This is a genomic window from Caballeronia sp. KNU42, assembly GCF_053760385.1.
The window spans coordinates 2706686-2721800 of the sequence record NZ_CM132388.1 but is presented as its reverse complement, the minus strand read 5'-3'; the positions used below and the strand labels follow the sequence as shown (position 1 = coordinate 2721800).

The 15115-nt window shown below is 58.1% G+C and carries 11 protein-coding genes; 8 read left to right on the top strand and 3 right to left on the bottom strand.

From position 1 onward, the window contains the following. Positions 1-10: 10 nt before the first annotated feature. The 7 genes from ACSOSP_RS12235 (at position 11) to ACSOSP_RS12205 (ending at position 9888) form a co-directional block, all read left to right on the top strand. The gene (locus ACSOSP_RS12235) at positions 11-3331 is read left to right on the top strand and encodes a hypothetical protein (protein WP_455306942.1); all 3321 of its coding nucleotides are present in this window, start codon (positions 11-13) and stop codon (positions 3329-3331) included. A gap of 1025 nt (positions 3332-4356) precedes the next feature. Next, positions 4357-5457: a type IV toxin-antitoxin system AbiEi family antitoxin gene (locus ACSOSP_RS12230; protein WP_455306940.1), complete on the top strand. Its 1101-nt coding sequence runs from the start codon at positions 4357-4359 to the stop codon at positions 5455-5457. Then, positions 5450-6367: a nucleotidyl transferase AbiEii/AbiGii toxin family protein gene (locus tag ACSOSP_RS12225; protein WP_455306938.1), complete on the top strand. Its 918-nt coding sequence runs from the start codon at positions 5450-5452 to the stop codon at positions 6365-6367. Before ACSOSP_RS12230 ends, ACSOSP_RS12225 begins: the two co-directional genes overlap by 8 nt. Positions 6368-6692: 325 nt before the next feature. Then, positions 6693-6827, top strand: coding sequence for a hypothetical protein (locus ACSOSP_RS12220; protein WP_455306936.1), 135 nt, complete (start codon positions 6693-6695; stop codon positions 6825-6827). A 35-nt stretch (positions 6828-6862) separates the two neighbouring features. Beyond that, entirely contained in the window at positions 6863-7723 is an 861-nt protein-coding gene (locus ACSOSP_RS12215) for a MurR/RpiR family transcriptional regulator (RefSeq protein ID WP_455306934.1), read from the top strand. 238 nt (positions 7724-7961) lie between these two features. Continuing rightward, positions 7962-9308, top strand: a complete 1347-nt coding sequence (locus ACSOSP_RS12210) for an aspartate aminotransferase family protein (RefSeq protein WP_455306932.1) — start codon at positions 7962-7964, stop codon at positions 9306-9308. 25 nt (positions 9309-9333) lie between these two features. Further along, complete coding sequence (locus ACSOSP_RS12205) at positions 9334-9888, top strand: carboxymuconolactone decarboxylase family protein (protein ID WP_455306930.1); 555 nt, start codon at positions 9334-9336, stop codon at positions 9886-9888. Positions 9889-9962: 74 nt separating this feature from the next. Here ACSOSP_RS12205 and ACSOSP_RS12200 read toward each other — a convergent pair whose 3' ends face one another. From ACSOSP_RS12200 to dhaL, 3 genes are all read right to left on the bottom strand, one after another. Beyond that, complete coding sequence (locus tag ACSOSP_RS12200; protein ID WP_455306928.1) at positions 9963-10856, bottom strand: glutamate/aspartate ABC transporter substrate-binding protein; 894 nt, start codon at positions 10854-10856, stop codon at positions 9963-9965. 580 nt (positions 10857-11436) lie between these two features. Then, on the bottom strand, positions 11437-12228 hold the full coding sequence (locus ACSOSP_RS12195) for an SDR family NAD(P)-dependent oxidoreductase (RefSeq protein WP_455306926.1): 792 nt from the start codon (positions 12226-12228) through the stop codon (positions 11437-11439). A gap of 34 nt (positions 12229-12262) precedes the next feature. Beyond that, positions 12263-13969 (bottom strand): dihydroxyacetone kinase subunit DhaL, encoded by a 1707-nt coding sequence (dhaL, locus tag ACSOSP_RS12190; protein ID WP_455306924.1) that lies wholly within the window; start codon positions 13967-13969, stop codon positions 12263-12265. On the opposite strand from dhaL, the gene ACSOSP_RS12185 reads away from it, so the two are divergent. Further along, entirely contained in the window at positions 13956-14474 is a 519-nt protein-coding gene (locus ACSOSP_RS12185) for a DUF6440 family protein (protein WP_455306922.1), read from the top strand. The two genes, dhaL and ACSOSP_RS12185, sit on opposite strands and share 14 nt — an antisense overlap. Positions 14475-15115 lie beyond the last annotated feature (641 nt).

The following is a 15115-nucleotide window of genomic DNA, read 5'->3' as shown; positions in this document are numbered from 1 at the left end:
AGGGGAGGTGATGCCCTATCCAGACGTCAGCGAATTAAATGACGATTTGGTGTGGCTGTTCAATGAGGCAAATGGAAAGTATCTCAAAGGTTCTGGCCGACTGATCGCCGACAACCTTATTCTCACGGCAGCCCACATACTATTCGACGATAAGACGCCCATATTGCACGGGTGGGAGGCCTACCGACAATCCGACTGGCCAAATGGCAGGCAAAAGTCCGCTTGGCCAAGTCGACGTTGCGACGAAGTCGTGTGGCGCGGTACGGACTGTATCCCCGACGTGGCGCTGCTACGCATTGAATCATCCGAGGCGCCGGCGTGGCGGCCGCGGCTGCGTTTGCGCGTGGCGACACTTCGTAGTAGTTCGACCCTCCGGGTTGAGTCGCGAGGTTATCCGCGGGCGTCGCTAGAACTAGGTGTGGGACGTTCCTTAGTCGGCGCGCTGGGCGACCTTCGCGCAATCACTCCGACAGATCCTCTTATCTTCAGTCTAAATTTTAGCGATGTTCCAAAATATCCCCGTGACGTTTGGAAGGGTATGTCTGGCAGCCCTGTCTTCCTTCACGATTCGCCCTCCAAGAAGGAAATATGGGTCTTCGGAGTTGTACAAGAGGTCCCAGGAAACTTCGACGGTCAGTTTCGCGTTGGCCGGCTCGCGGACGCGTGGAACTTAGATGACGTCCGGACTATTCTAGTTACTGCCGGTGTCGCCGATTTCGATGCCGAGGAGCCTTATACTTCGGCTCATCATAGACGTATTGAACGTTCGAGAGAGTACCATCGGGCCACCGTCGAAGCGGATGCACAGCTTCGTGCCGGATTGCTGCTTCCGGCCTTGGACCTGCTAGTCAAGTCCTTCTCAAGTTCGTGGGATCCGGAGGATGGTTGGCTCGCATGGGAACGATTAGCGTATCGCCTCAGCAACAGCATGGTCACCGCCCCAATCGAGGTAGCTGAGCCGATCGCGAACTTGCCCGTATCGCTGGACGTGTCGACTGATGATGGGTTGCTCGCGATTGGCTGTAGAGACGGAGTGACCTTCGTACAACATTTACGGTTACCTGTCAGCTTGGACGGGTCTGATTTGAGTGAACCAATTGGGACCTCTGACCCGATCTATCTGGCTTATTACCCATTTGGCTTGCGTATAGGCCTGTCCGGCGCGCGTTTAAAACTCGTTTCCCAAAGATGTAGTTCTCGCGACGAAGTAATTAAGGTGAGATTCCTTCCTGGAGCGGTTCTTCACACGCCGCTCGAAGTTAGGCGGCTGCCCTTGGGCGGTGGTGCACACTTCGCGATCTCTCACGTAGGTCCCAAAAATTACTTCGACTCACCTTCGGTTGATGATGGCGTCTTTGCTTACGACTGGCCATTTCAAGTTTCGCTTAGCGCTCGCGGAAAATTGCGCCTTCATAAAGAGGGCGCGGATTCAAAAGAGATCCAACTCGACCTTAGGACGAGGGAGGATGCTTGGATAGGCGTCGAAATTCTTAAAAAACTAACGGTCGGCATCGAGCATGAAATATCTGTAGCTTGTGTCTCGCGGGAAGGTCGTTACTATCATCTTGACGCAGATTGCGTAACTCTCTTAGAGAGAAACTGGCGAGAACCTGTCGACTTTCTCGATCTGAGCATGCACTCCGAAGTCGTATCGTTTTCGTCCCGCGATTCTATGCTTCTGGTCATGACAAAAATGGAGATATTTTTAATCAGGTACGATCAAATAGATCGGATCGCTGCTTACGAGGGAGGGCGCATTACAGCCGCGGCGCTCCTTGGCAGTACGGAATGTTGTCTTGGTTACGAAGACGGATCCATCGAGACTTTTGAGATTTCCAGTCATTCTTTTGCGAGATTTTCCAGATTCGACCGCGCCCATTACGGTGCCATTGTCGAACTTAAGCCCTGCTGGCCAGAAGAGTCATGGCGATCCGCTAGCAAATTCTTGTCTATAGGCGCTGATGGTGTGGTGCAAATCTGGCCGATAAAGACTGATGGCCCATCGCACGTGGTACTGTCGACGAGAGCAGATATCCGAACCGCATGTTTTGTCGAGAACGGGAAGAAGCTAACCACTGCTCATTCAAGCGGCGAGCTAATGTTGTGGGATATATCGAAGCCGACAGGAAAGTGGCTTGCCGAGGATGTGCTCGAGATCGGGCCGCCCGAACTCGAGGCCGACGCGCGCACTTTTGTCGTCAAGGACAAGGCGCTATATGTGGGCGCTGGGATGAAATACGCGGGTTGGCACTTGACGCGGACGGAGCACCATCCAGTAACCCACGGACAACTGCGAGAAGTCCAGAACAGACAACAGGTCTACGGACGGGCTTGTTGGGCCACCGACCGCTCGAGCATACTTGTCTTCCAAGACGATCCGGAATACGACCGTGGCACGCGTCTGCTCCCAGACATAGTTCTGATCCGTCTAGATTCTGCCGGGCGAGCGCGCTTATCTCACCCGAAACTGCTTCCCAAAGCGCCGTCAGCATATGCTTGCTCTGGTAGCAAAGCCGAGTTCGCAATCTTCTATTCCGACGGCTCATTTGTTCTTTTTGATGCCAGAAAAAGCGAGATATTGTTTCAGGGAGACCTCGCTGATCCCGATTTCAAGCCGAAAAACAAATTTGCGGCGACCTGGTGCAGCTTCACTCCTGATCGAAAGTTTTTAGTGGCCCTCGTCAGTATTCGACCCAGACTATTGCTTATCTCTATGACCGACTCATGGCTATACAGTTTTGACGAGGGTACGAAAGAGGAGATGAATTTTATTCTTGGGCCCGTCGTTTTTTCAGCGTGCGGAGAGCGTATGTACGTCGGCTGCGGCGATGGAAGCGTTGTCGCAATACGCATTCGTCCGACGCCGCCTGAAGTCTGTGCAAGGTATAAGCCGTTTGGGCTTCGATATCAGAGACACTTTGGCAGCGGCGTTACAACACTTGACGTTTCACCGAATGGTCAATTTATTGCTGCAGGGTTAGCCAACTCATGTTTTATCTGGACTAATGACCCCCGCGGTGTTGGTCGTCAGCACGAAAGAGACGAGGAGATAGCGCAACTCAAATTCGCGTCGAACGATCGACTGGTTGTCATTGGTAAAAGCGGACGATGCGCCACTATTAGCGCGCTCACTGGAAAGGAGCTGTATTCTCCTCCGGTAAAGGTCTGCACGCGTACACCTCTTAGGTGGATTACGGGGGATTCGACGATGCTCGTCCGACTTGATGAACAAGAGACACGTCCGTTAATGGGTTTGTCCGTCTTTTCGTCGCCTTACGAGTTGTATGACCATCTTAGAACGTTGAGACGCAGGCTGAAAGATTTCGCTTGAGCCAATGAGTTTAATTCATGCGCCGCTCGCTCGGCCTCCCCAATTAACACGCGCGTGGCGGGGCGCTCCGGCCAGTGCGGGAAGCACCTCAGTTTAGCGCCTATAGTGCGGCCCCGCGGCACTTCTACGGTGAGAAGCGGCCAGCCTCAAACAGTCCCCAGCGATTGTCTTTGGGTGACCGCAAAGACTGGCATGCGGCTGGCCGCCGTGCGCGAGCAAACGAACGGCCGCTGGAGTTTGCGAACGGCCGCTGCCCTCGTGGCGAACCGAATGACGGCAAGGGGTCGCGAAGCGACAATCAGATCCACTCGACACAGGTCGTTCGCATGCCACAAGCCTGCGGTATCTTGTTCTCAACTTTATTGTTTCAGGCAAGCAGATGGAGCAGATTGAACCCGCGCTGTTCGCAACTTTAAAGCAAGATGCTGCGATACTTAGATCGACGCGAGCCTTCTGCCACGAGGGCGGCAGTTCTCAACTTTATTGTCACGAACTAATGCTTCGGGCACACGGGAATCCTGGCCCTTAGTTGAGTAAAGCCGACGCGGCGGTAGCATCGGGTTTTCCATTCCGCGAATTTATAGATGACGGACGATTAGCCCGGCCGCGCGAACCCACCTACTTTGCTACTCTTACCTGGCTGGCGCGTAGCGGCCCGAACCGGTCACTGATCGTCGGCTCTCAAGCGGTCGTCAATCCATAGACCGAGTTCGACGTCGTGCGATGGTGTGGCGCGGGGAAAGAACAACTGGAATCGTGCTGTGCATCAACTTGTTTTCGTGAACTGACGTTCGACGGTTTGTTCGAGATCATCGATTCCGCAGTACGTCCCACGGACAAAACCGCCATTTCTGTACGTGTTTTTAATTTGTACGCTTTTGACGGACATCGCTCTTTAACGTACACGAATCGCTCCCGAGCTGAAAGTTCGGTCAAATTATGACCTCTTTACCACTTTTGTACGTTATTTGCATCGTGTATGTTTTTATCATACACTGAGCCATAAACGTACAGGAAAATTGCACGTGACCTTCTCGGATCACCTCACCAGTAGTGAGCAGCGCGCGCTGACGCTGGCTTGCGAAGCGTTTTCAGATGCAACGCACCTCTATCAGGCAACGCCCGTCAGCGCGTCGGGCAGGAAAGGGCGAGCCGAGGCGCGGAAGTTGACAGACGATGGCCCGGACGCGTGGATCCGCTTCGACGTCGCGGGAAAGCACCTCGTAATGCCCGTAGTCATCAAGGCGAGCGCCAGTTCGCTCGGCGCGGGAGTCATCGTCAACCGCATGCGCTCTCGCTCCACGCCCGAAGACAATCTTCCCTTGATGCTCGTCACGCAGCATGTCACGCCGAAGCTGGCGGATGAGCTGATCACCAAACGTATCCCGTTCCTCGACACCGCGGGCAACGTCTTCCTCCAGGCGCCGGAGGCGACGATCATGATCGTCGGCCGCAGTAAACCCACACTGCAGCGTCTGGACCAGACGTCGCGCTCGACTACACCAAAAGGCATGCGCATGACCTTCGCGCTCCTGACTCTGCCGGGTCTCGTGCATGAACCCTATCGCACGATTGCAGAATTCTCGGGCGTTGCCCTGAACACGGTGAATCTGGCGATGGACGACCTGATGGATCGCGGTCTGGTGGTGGTCAAGGGCAAGAACAGAGTAATCGTGGACCGCCGCCGACTGGTCGACGACTGGGTGGGCCTCTATCCGACCCGGCTACGCCCCAAGCTCAGCCCGCATCGCTTTACCAGTTGGGCGAAGGACAAGAACTGGTGGCTCAACCCGGAGGCGCTCGACCCTCAAGCCCGTCTTGGCGGCGAAGTGGCGGCAGACATCCTCACCCGAAAGATCAAGCCCGCGTCCGTGACGGTCTACACACCAGGCGGCCTTGCGCCGAAAATGATGGCGAAAGCCATGCTGAGGCCAGACGAGCGCGGTGACGTCGAAGTGCTCGAGGCGTTCTGGCCCGTGGAGGCAGAAGACCGATGGAACTTACCCGATCGGGGAGTCGTTCACCCTCTGCTCGTCTACGCGGATCTGATCATGTCGGGCGACGACCGGAATCGCGAAGTGGCCCAGGCGATCTACGCAAGCTACATGGCGAAAGAGAATGCTTAAAGTCCCCGCCGAACGTCCGGTCGAGCCGCTCACCATCGCATTGCTTCGAGACGTCAAAGACGCGTGCGCGCAACTCGGCACGCAATTCGTGCTCGCGGGCGCGACCGCGCGCGACATCCTCATGTGGCATCTTCACGGCATCAAGGCCCCTGTTGCCACGCGTGATGTCGACGTGGCTGTCTGCTCGGTGAGTTGGGAGTTTCACGACAATCTGATCGACCTGCTATTGCAAACGCAGCGCATCAGACGTCACCCGAAACAGCAGCAGAAATTCTTGTTCAAGCGCAGCCCGCACGACTACGAGATCGAGCTCGACGTGGTTCCCTTCGGGCAAATCGAAGGGCCACCCGGCGAGATCCATTGGCCACCGGGCGGCGATACCGTGATGACGGTTCTTGGATTCCGGGAGGCGGTCGATACCGCAGAACCCGTGCACATCGGCGAGGACCTCGTGGTGCCCGTGGTGACGCTTCCCGCCTTCGTCCTGCTCAAGCTCTTCGCGTCGAAAGATCGGCGGCTGCAGAAAAACACCGACGCCGGCGACATGCTTTTCGTCCTGCGCAACTACTTCCAAGCCGGCAATATCGAACGGACCTTTCAGCAGGCTCTGGACCTTCTGGAAACCGAGGGTACCGATCCGTTGCGGGCAGCCGCTGGGCTGCTCGGTCGCGATGTACGCGATCTTGCGTATCCAGAGACGCAGGCGGCGCTACAGGCGATGCTCCAAGCGCCAGAGAATGCCGAAAGGCTGCGGGCGGACCTTGAGGCACGCGCCGCCACGCTGCTGGGCGGCTTCGTCGATGATTCCGACGCCCTCCTCGCGACCTTCACAAAGGAATTTTTGTCGATGGGCGACGCAAACGGGGATCGCGCGAACGAGAAGCTTAGAGGGCCGGTGGCCGGCGTCTGAGAGGCGGCGCGGACTGCGCTCGAACTCGCTCTACGCTCCAACGGCCACCCACTACGCTGTTTCAGACCAACAGCGGCCTTCTCTGAACGACGGTTTTTCGCATGCGCGACGGTTTGCTCAGGTCGCGAAGCGACAATCAGATCCACTCGACACAGGTCGTGCGCATGCTACAAGTCGGTGTTGTGCTGTTCTCAACTTATTGGCACTAACAAGCTGGGACGGGCGGTCGTTACTCAACAAGATTCGCCACGAGATTCGCCATAAGCTGTCTATCTGATTGTTTTATAGCGATTTTTGGAGATTGTTTGTCGACGAAATATTCGCCATGACCGCCGCCAACTCGAAATATCCGTATTACGCCGTTCACCAGATGCATCCGCTGCTGCCTTCAGAGCTGGAGCTGGACGGTCTGAGGCCTCCGCCGACCAACAACATCCCGTCGATGCAGCAACCTCGTTAAACTACAAATGTTGTCAACCTAACGAGGTTTGTTTCGTGTCGTCCAATTTCGAAGACCTGGTTTCATCGATACGTGCGAAGTTTCCCGAGTTCAGCCCTCAATTCCAGGCGGGCGCCGGTTTCCTGCTGAACTTCCCGGACGAGGTCGCGGTGCTTTCAATGCGGAAGGTCGCCGAACGAGCCAACGTCCAGCCTGCGGCCCTCGTGCGGTTATCGCAGCAACTGGGCTTTCCTGGCTGGAACGAGCTTCGTGAAATATTCGTCGCCCGTGTCCGCACCCGCCCTGAAGCGCTCACGACCAAAGCCCGCGCGCTAGTCAAAGGCGGCTCTGGCGAGTCATTAGTCCAGGAACTCGCCATCGCGCAAAGCCACAACCTCGAAGTTACGGTCGCACAGAACGGCACGAAGATCGTCGAAGTCGCCAAGATGCTGCGCAAGGCGCCGCATGTCCACGTGGCGGGATTCCGCTCGTGTTATCCGGTCGCGTTCAGCCTGGTCTACGGTTATCGGCTATTCCGGTCATCGGTGAGCTTGGTCAACGGCGAGGCCGGGACGCTGGAAATGCAACTACGCGGTATGGCCAAAGGGCACGCGACCGTCGTAACGAGCTTCGCCCCATATTCGGCCGAAGCCGTCCGAGTCGCGCAAGCGGCGAAAGAGCAGGGCTGCAAGCTTATCGCCATCACCGACAGCGCCGTGTCACCCCTCGCGCTCAACGCCGACCATGTCCTCATCTTTTCGCACGAAAGCCCATCCTTTTTTCCATCGCTTGTCGCGGCATCCGCAATAGCGGAATCTCTGGTTGCCCATCTGCTTGCGCTCGAAGGGCGATCCGCCGTCGAATTGCTGGAAGAAGCCGAATCCGCGCTCCACGCGAAGGGCGCCTACTCGTCGTAAGTCTTATTGCAGCGCGCGGAGGCGGAGAGCCTCCGCCGATGCTTCAACAATATCCGCGTTGACAACATATGTTGTGACGATGGAAAATATAGCATCGCATGTTTCTGAGTGATTGATGCTGTCGTCACCTGTCCTCCGAGCCGGAGGCGGGTATCGTCAATCAAGGCAAACATCTGATCAGAATCCTTATTCTCCAAGCGACGAGCGCACAGTCATCGTCACAAACGTCGAGGCCAGAATGACAACTGTTTTTCATCGCACGCCGCGAGCCAAACTCCCTATTGCAGTTGCAGGCGATGGAATCGAAATTATCGACTCGCAGGGGAAGCGCTACATCGACGCATCGGGTGGCGCCGCCGTATCGTGCCTGGGCCATAGCAATCAGCGTGTCATCGATGCCATCAAGCGGCAGTCCCAGCAGCTTCCCTACGCGCACACTTCTTTCTTCACGACGGCCGTCGCGGAAGAATTGTCCGACCGCTTGATAGCGGACGCGCCCGCTGGTCTGGGCCACGTGTACTTCACGTCCGGCGGCTCCGAGGCCATCGAAGCTGCGCTCAAACTTGCCCGCCAATATTTCGTCGAAAAAGGGCAGGGGCAGCGGCGTCATTTCATCGCTCGTCGCCAGAGCTATCACGGCAATACGCTCGGCGCGCTCGCTATCGGCGGCAACGCATGGCGCCGTGAGCCGTTTCTTCCGATCCTCATCGAAGCTCACCATGTGAGCCCGTGTTACGCGTATCGCGAACAACGCGCCAATGAAACCGAAGAAGCTTTCGCGCAGCGCCTGGCGGATGAACTCGAGTCGAAGATCCTGGAACTCGGTGGGGATACCGTCGCAGCTTTCGTCGCCGAAACGGTCGTAGGCGCAACCGCGGGCGCGGTGCCGCCGGTGCGCGAATACTTCAAGAAAATCCGCGCGGTGTGCAACAAGTACGGCGTATTGCTGATCCTGGATGAAATCATGGCCGGGATGGGGCGTACGGGGCGCCTGCACGCTTGCGAAGAGGATGGTGTGGCTCCAGACCTTCTGACCATCGCGAAGGGCCTGGGAGCCGGCTATCAGGCAATTGGAGCGACGCTGGTCAGCGATGAGATCTACAACACCATTGTCGACGGCTCCGGTTTTTTCCAGCACGGCCACACGTACATCGGCCACGCGACGGCTTGTGCGGCGGCGCTTGAAGTCCAGCGGGTCATCGCCGACGAGAAATTGCTGGACAATGTGCAGGCAAGAGGCGAGCAGCTTCGCGGCTTGCTGCGAGCGCATTATGCGAGTCATCCGTTCATCGGCGATATCCGTGGACGGGGTTTGTTTATCGGCGTGGAACTGGTGCAGGACCGGGCGTCGAAGACTCCATTCGACGCAAGCAAGAAATTACACGCAGTGATAAAAAGCGAAGCGATGAAACGCGGCCTGATGGTCTATCCGATGGGCGGCACAGTGGATGGCATCGTTGGCGACCATGTGCTCCTCGCTCCGCCGTTCATCACGACGGCCTTGCAAATCGATGAAATCGGTGCACGTCTTTCCGACGCCATAGAAGCGGCATTGACGTCAATCGGTGCACCGGGTGCTCACTAAGTGACAATCAAACTCTGGACAACCCATGACCCTTCGCCTTCCGAATTTCGATGTCGCTAACGCCACCGACGAACAAAAAACCGTTCTTCAAAGCATCCTGAGCGGTCCACGCGGCAACTTGAACGGTCCGTTCCTCGGATGGATTCATAGCCCGGAATTGGCTGACCATGCTCAACGGCTTGGCGCGTTTTGTCGATACAAGACGGGCTTGTCGCTGCGCTTGTCGGAGCTGGCGATTCTCGTCACGGCCGCGCGGTGGCAATCGCAGGGGGAGTGGTTCATCCACTATCCCATCGCGTTGGATGCGGGCGTTCCGAAGACGATAGCCGACGCCATCCAGAGAGGGGAGCGTCCCACCTTCGATGACGCCGACGACGCGCTCATCTATGAATTTGCCACGGAGCTATACGAGACCCGGCGAGTTTCAGATAAGACGTTCGCAGCAGCCGTCGCACGCTTCGACCATGTGGTCGTCATCAATCTGGTCGGATTGCTCGGTTACTACGCGTTGGTTGCGATGACCCTGAACACCTTCGGCATGCGCGCCGAAGGACAGACCACCTTGCCGTTCCCGGAATAACGCTAACGCGTTCCAAATAGCTAAGCCACCTTCACTTTCAAAGGTGGCTCTTCTATTTGGAGCGCCGCGGCCAATCACTCGAAAGCGGTGTCGTTCGGATTGGCGTACAGCTTTTGAAGGGCATCGCTCATCGGGAAATCAAAGTTGATGTTCTTCGGCGGCACCGGTTTCAGGAACCATTTCGCATACATCGCTTTGATCTCCGGTCCCTTCATGATCTCGCTCATGGTGTCATCCACGAGCTTCTTGAACTCCGGATCGTCCTTTCTCAGCATGAAGCCATAGGCTTCGGAAGATTGCGGCGTGCCGACCAGCACATAGTCCGAGGGGTTGGCCGTCAGCGAGCGGGTGCCGGCCAGAAGCACGTCGTCCATCATGTATGCAACTGCGCGGCCCGTTTCCAGCGTCAGTCGCCCTTCGCCGTAGTCCTTCGCGCTGATGATCTGCATGTTCATCTTTTTCTCCTCATTCATCTTGCGGAGAATTCGCTCGGACGTGGTTCCCTGATTCGTGACGACGGTCTTGCCGGCAAGATCCGCGAAGTCCTTGATGCCCGAATCCTTGCGCGTCAGCAGGCGAGTCGTCGCGACAAAGAATGTGTCGGAAAACGCGACCTGAGCCTGACGCGCTTTCAGGTTCGTGGTGACGCCGCATTCGAGATCGACCGTGCCGTTCTGCACCAACGCAATCCGGTTCTGCGATGTGACCGGGATGAACCGCACCTTGAGGTCAGGCTTCTTGATCTTCGCCTTCACCGCATCAATGACCCTGTTGCAGATGTCTTGCGAGAAACCGATGACCTCATTGTTGGCATCGACGTAGGAAAAAGGGACTGACGTCTCCCGATGCCCGATTGCAATCGTATTGGAGGCCTGGATCTTGCCCAAGGCCGTTTGCGCATCCTGTGCAAAGACGCCCATGGACACAGCGGCCATCACGGCGGCTGCGAGCAATGTGAACCGGTTCATGACGTTCCTCAGTCTTTCCATGGGTTATCAATGGCGCTTCGCAGCACCGATAACCATATGTTGCCATGTCAAAATAAATTACAACATATGTTAACTACTGGGGTTTGGAGTGTTGTCAGGCGATGACGCGAACCGGTTCGGTCCGCATGGCGGTGCATCTCGCGAGGCCGCTCATAGAAAAGGCAGCATCACACCGCTGCGCGCATGCATGCCTTAGGGTTTTAAATAGATTGATATGTATACGTAGTAATAGTTAACAAGCATCGACCGATTCTGTGGATAAGCAGTCAATCCTCCTTTGGATCAACGCTCTAGCGAACAGGTAAGTCGCGTACCAAATGTGGAGTGGACACTTGGCCGAAGGATAACTTCTGGCACTTTATGCACAGCACCCGGGTTATCAAGGTTTCGCCCACAGGACTTCACTGACTTATGCAGAAGTTATCCAGAGCTTTGCGCGCAGCAGGCGAAAGGCCGCAACAACATCGGCGCCGCGAAGTATCAGTTGAAGGACACGCGCCGCATTGGCGCGGGCACGGTCCCTTGGGTTGGAGTTGCCGGTTGAGCGCATCGGCACGCGTCACACAGTCTTTAGCATCCCGCCATCGACGAAATAAGTCGATCCCACGCTATAGCTCGCCCGCTCCGAGCAGAGGAAGACGATAAAGCTTGCCAGCTCCGCAGGCGTGGCGAAGCGGCGGATGGGCGCGTGTTCGTCGGCGACGTGTTGCAGATGCGCTTCCCAGTCACCGCCCGAATCGCGCGTCAGTTCCTTGGCCGTCTTGATCCAGTCGGGTGTCAGCACCAGCCCCGGATTGATCGTGTTGACGCGGATGTTGTCCTTGATCAGCTCGTTCGCCAGGTTCTTCGACAGCATCATCAACGCGGCTTTCGTCACGTTGTAAATGGGCTCGTAGCCGAGCGGCTGCGTCGCGCATATCGACGCGTTGTTCAGGATCGCGCCACCGCCACGGGCCTTCATCAACGGCACGAGACCGCGCGCGAGGCGCACGGCCGCCATCACGTGAAGGTCCCAATAGGATTGCCACTTCTCGTCGGGCGCGTCCATGATGGTCTCGTTGCTGCCCGTGCCTGCGTTGTTGAAGAGGATATCGGCGCCGCCGAAGTTCGTGCTCGCAGCAGCAACGATCTTGTCGACGCCTGCGGTGGTCGCCACGTCGCAAGCGACCGGCACCGCCGGTACACCGAACTCCCGCGCGATGCGCGCTGCAGCCTCCGTCAACCGCTCTTCCTGTCGCGCAGCGAGCAGCAGGTTCGCGCCTTCCGCCGCGAATGCCTCGGCTACGGCGAGCCCGATCCCGACGCTTGCGCCCGTCAATACGACAACCTTACCGCGCAGATTCAGATCCATTTTTATCGTCTCCCTTTTGGTTGCTTAAGCTCAGTCAGGTTTGCAGCGCGCTTCGGATTGCGGCGAGCCATAGTGCGACTGCATGCGCACCGGGATCGGTAAAACCCAGCGCGCGATCGCCGACGTAACTGGAACGTCCGAGCCGGGGTGTCATCGAGGCCGTCGATGCCGCGCCTGATGTCGCCGCATCGACGGCTGCTTTCAATGCTTCGTCCGTATCGATGCCATCTTTTGCAAGCGCGTCGTGTAGCGCAACGGCTGCCGGATGCAGTGCATCGACCATTGTTCGGTCACCGGGATGCGCGCCACCCAGCGCCGTCACGCCATCGACAGCCGCAGTGAACGCCACCGACCAATCCTTCGCAGCGGACTCGCCAGACTGTTCGATGACCGCTGCCGCCCGTAAGAGCATCACTGCGTAAAGCGGTCCCGATGTGCCACCGACCACGCGCCGGATCGTGGCGGACATGTTCCGCAGCACGGCGCCCGGCGTGTTCTCCGAGGGATAGGTATCGATTTCGCCACGGATGCTACGAGCCGCCCGCGACAGGCTGATGCCGAGATCGCCATCGCCCACGCGCTGATCCATCTCGGTCAGGACGGGTTCCGCTTCGAGAAGACATGCGCACACCGCTTCGATAACCCGTCGCAACGACGAGTCCCGCGAGAGCCGCGCGCCGCTGCTCGTAACTGGCGCGACAGGCGCGGGCTTAACGGTCGCCTCTGCGACCCGCCCGCTCAACGCAGGCCACGCGGCGGTCTGCGTCGCAGCGTCGAGCCATCCGAGCCGCTGATCGTCCACGCGCAATAACGTGAGTGAAATGCCCGCCATTTCAAGTGCGCTCAGGAATGTGCCCGACCACGCCCGCTCCACCTGAACGCGATGTTCGCGAAGGTATCGCAGCGCCGATCCGGCAACAATGCTCAGTTCACTCGACGGCGTGCCGCCCAGATTGTTCACGAGCATCGCGACGCGCTCATCGGGCTTCAATGCAAGATCATCGATGATCTTCGCAAGCAGGCGCCCGACAATTTGCTGTGCCGGCTCAAGCGCACCACGCTCCACGCCAGGCTCGCCGTGAATGCCGAGACCCCATTCGATTTCATCGTCGGCGAGTTGGAAACCCGGCTTGCCGGCGGCCGGTACCGTGCACGGCGTAAGGGCGACGCCCATGGTGCCAAGCGCCGCCGCCGCATCGCGCGCAATCTGCGCCACTTCGCTGAGTGGCCGCCCCTCGGCGGCAGCGGCGCCGGCGATCTTGTGCACGAACACGGTCCCGGCAAGACCGCGCCTGCCAGCGTGTTCGCCGTGTGCCGACAGGGCGACATCGTCGGCGACGATCACCATTTCCACCGCAATGCCCTCAGCCCGCGCGATCTCCGCAGCAAGGCCAAAATTGAAGCGGTCGCCCGTGTAGTTCTTGACGATCAGAAGCACGCCGGCGGGACCGGCTACGGCGCGGATTGCATCGAGGACGGCATCGGTCGAGGGCGAGGTGAAGACCTCGCCGGCTACCGCCGCGCTGAGCATGCCGCGACCCACGTAACCCCCGTGAGCGGGTTCATGCCCCGAGCCGCCGCCGGCGATCAGGGCCACTTCGCCGCGCGCTGCGGCGGCCTCGGCATCGGCTCGCACGATGATCGTGCTGCCTTGCAGCAACGACAAGCCGGGGTTGAGCGCGGCGAGTCCGTCGAGCATGTCGGGCACGACCGCGGAGACTTCGTTGATGAGTTTCTTCATGTCAGCCACCCTCCTTGGAAGCCGCCGGCCCTGCGCGGTTGGAGGACATGATAGATGGCCTGACTGCATCGCGCTTTCAGTCGAGATACTCGCTCGCGCGTTCCTGAAGCATGGGCCTGTGCAAGAATTCACCGCACGCTACTTGATGTGCAACTCCGGCAATGAATCCATGTCGATCACGGATATTCACTCGTACACTAAGGTGCTATATCGCCAAGACTCACAGACTGCAAATAACGGAGTACAAAATATGAAGTGGCTACTTGTATCGCTTGCGGCGTTGGTTGGATCCAGCGCATATGCGCAGAACGCTGAACCGAAGCAGGCCGGCAGTGCCAACTCATCGCCGCGGTTCACTCGCGATACCACGGAGGACATCAACGTCCAGATGGAAACCGATCACGAAACAGGTTGCCGCTATCTGATTGCAGAAGGCCAGGGCATCACACCACTTCTAAAGAGCAACGGCACACCCGACTGCAACGCGCCAAAACGCGGTCAGTAAAAAAACGTGCAGCCTTGCGTGGTCTTGATCGACCGCGCCGGCGGTAATGAGCCTGCGCGCGGCGAATCGCCGGGCCAGGCGTGGAAGCCGCGGCGAAAAGAGTGCTCTTGAAGTGTCTACTGGTTCCATCGGGCTTTCGCCAGACAATTTGCGCTCGGCGAGCCTTCAGCCGTACCTGGCGCCCAGGTGAGCGACCCATGGGTGTCAGGCCACAACCGAGTAATGTCGCGGGCTGGCGCTTTTGGCGTTCGTCGAACCTGACGGAGTGTCGGGATGTGTCGGCGGGACGACAGGTGCGGGGGCCAAATATTGCGCAAATTCCACCTCCGGCCGTCACGAGGATGCGACGCTTGGGAGCGCACTTGAATGCGATATATCACCAATCGTGAGAGTACCTGCATTGATCGTCGTCCCGTCGGAGTAACTATTACCGCTAGCGGCAGCCGGGCGGGGAGCCGGCTTTGACCAAGGTGTTGTTTAATTGCTCGACGTTTGTCTTTCCCAAGTGGTAGGCATCCCGTGGGCGCTCGGCCGGGCTGCGGTGATCTTGCCCGCCGACATATCCGTGGGCTGGTTTGCCTCGTCCTGCCGGGCGGGACAGCGCCCCGGTTTGGCCCCAAACCCGCCACCGCCCGTGAACG

What these genes read in the sequence shown, in the direction of transcription:
- ACSOSP_RS12195 (WP_455306926.1), bottom strand. Translation starts at nt 12,228, where the DNA reads ATGGATCTGAATCTGCGCGGTAAGGTTGTCGTATTGACGGGCGCAAGC.
- ACSOSP_RS12235 (WP_455306942.1), top strand. Translation starts at nt 11, where the DNA reads ATGCCCTATCCAGACGTCAGCGAATTAAATGACGATTTGGTGTGGCTG.
- ACSOSP_RS12200 (WP_455306928.1), bottom strand. Translation starts at nt 10,856, where the DNA reads ATGAACCGGTTCACATTGCTCGCAGCCGCCGTGATGGCCGCTGTGTCC.
- dhaL (WP_455306924.1), bottom strand. Translation starts at nt 13,969, where the DNA reads ATGAAGAAACTCATCAACGAAGTCTCCGCGGTCGTGCCCGACATGCTC.
- ACSOSP_RS12220 (WP_455306936.1), top strand. Translation starts at nt 6,693, where the DNA reads ATGACCGCCGCCAACTCGAAATATCCGTATTACGCCGTTCACCAGATG.
- ACSOSP_RS12210 (WP_455306932.1), top strand. Translation starts at nt 7,962, where the DNA reads ATGACAACTGTTTTTCATCGCACGCCGCGAGCCAAACTCCCTATTGCA.
- ACSOSP_RS12185 (WP_455306922.1), top strand. Translation starts at nt 13,956, where the DNA reads ATGAGTTTCTTCATGTCAGCCACCCTCCTTGGAAGCCGCCGGCCCTGC.
- ACSOSP_RS12225 (WP_455306938.1), top strand. Translation starts at nt 5,450, where the DNA reads ATGCTTAAAGTCCCCGCCGAACGTCCGGTCGAGCCGCTCACCATCGCA.
- ACSOSP_RS12205 (WP_455306930.1), top strand. Translation starts at nt 9,334, where the DNA reads ATGACCCTTCGCCTTCCGAATTTCGATGTCGCTAACGCCACCGACGAA.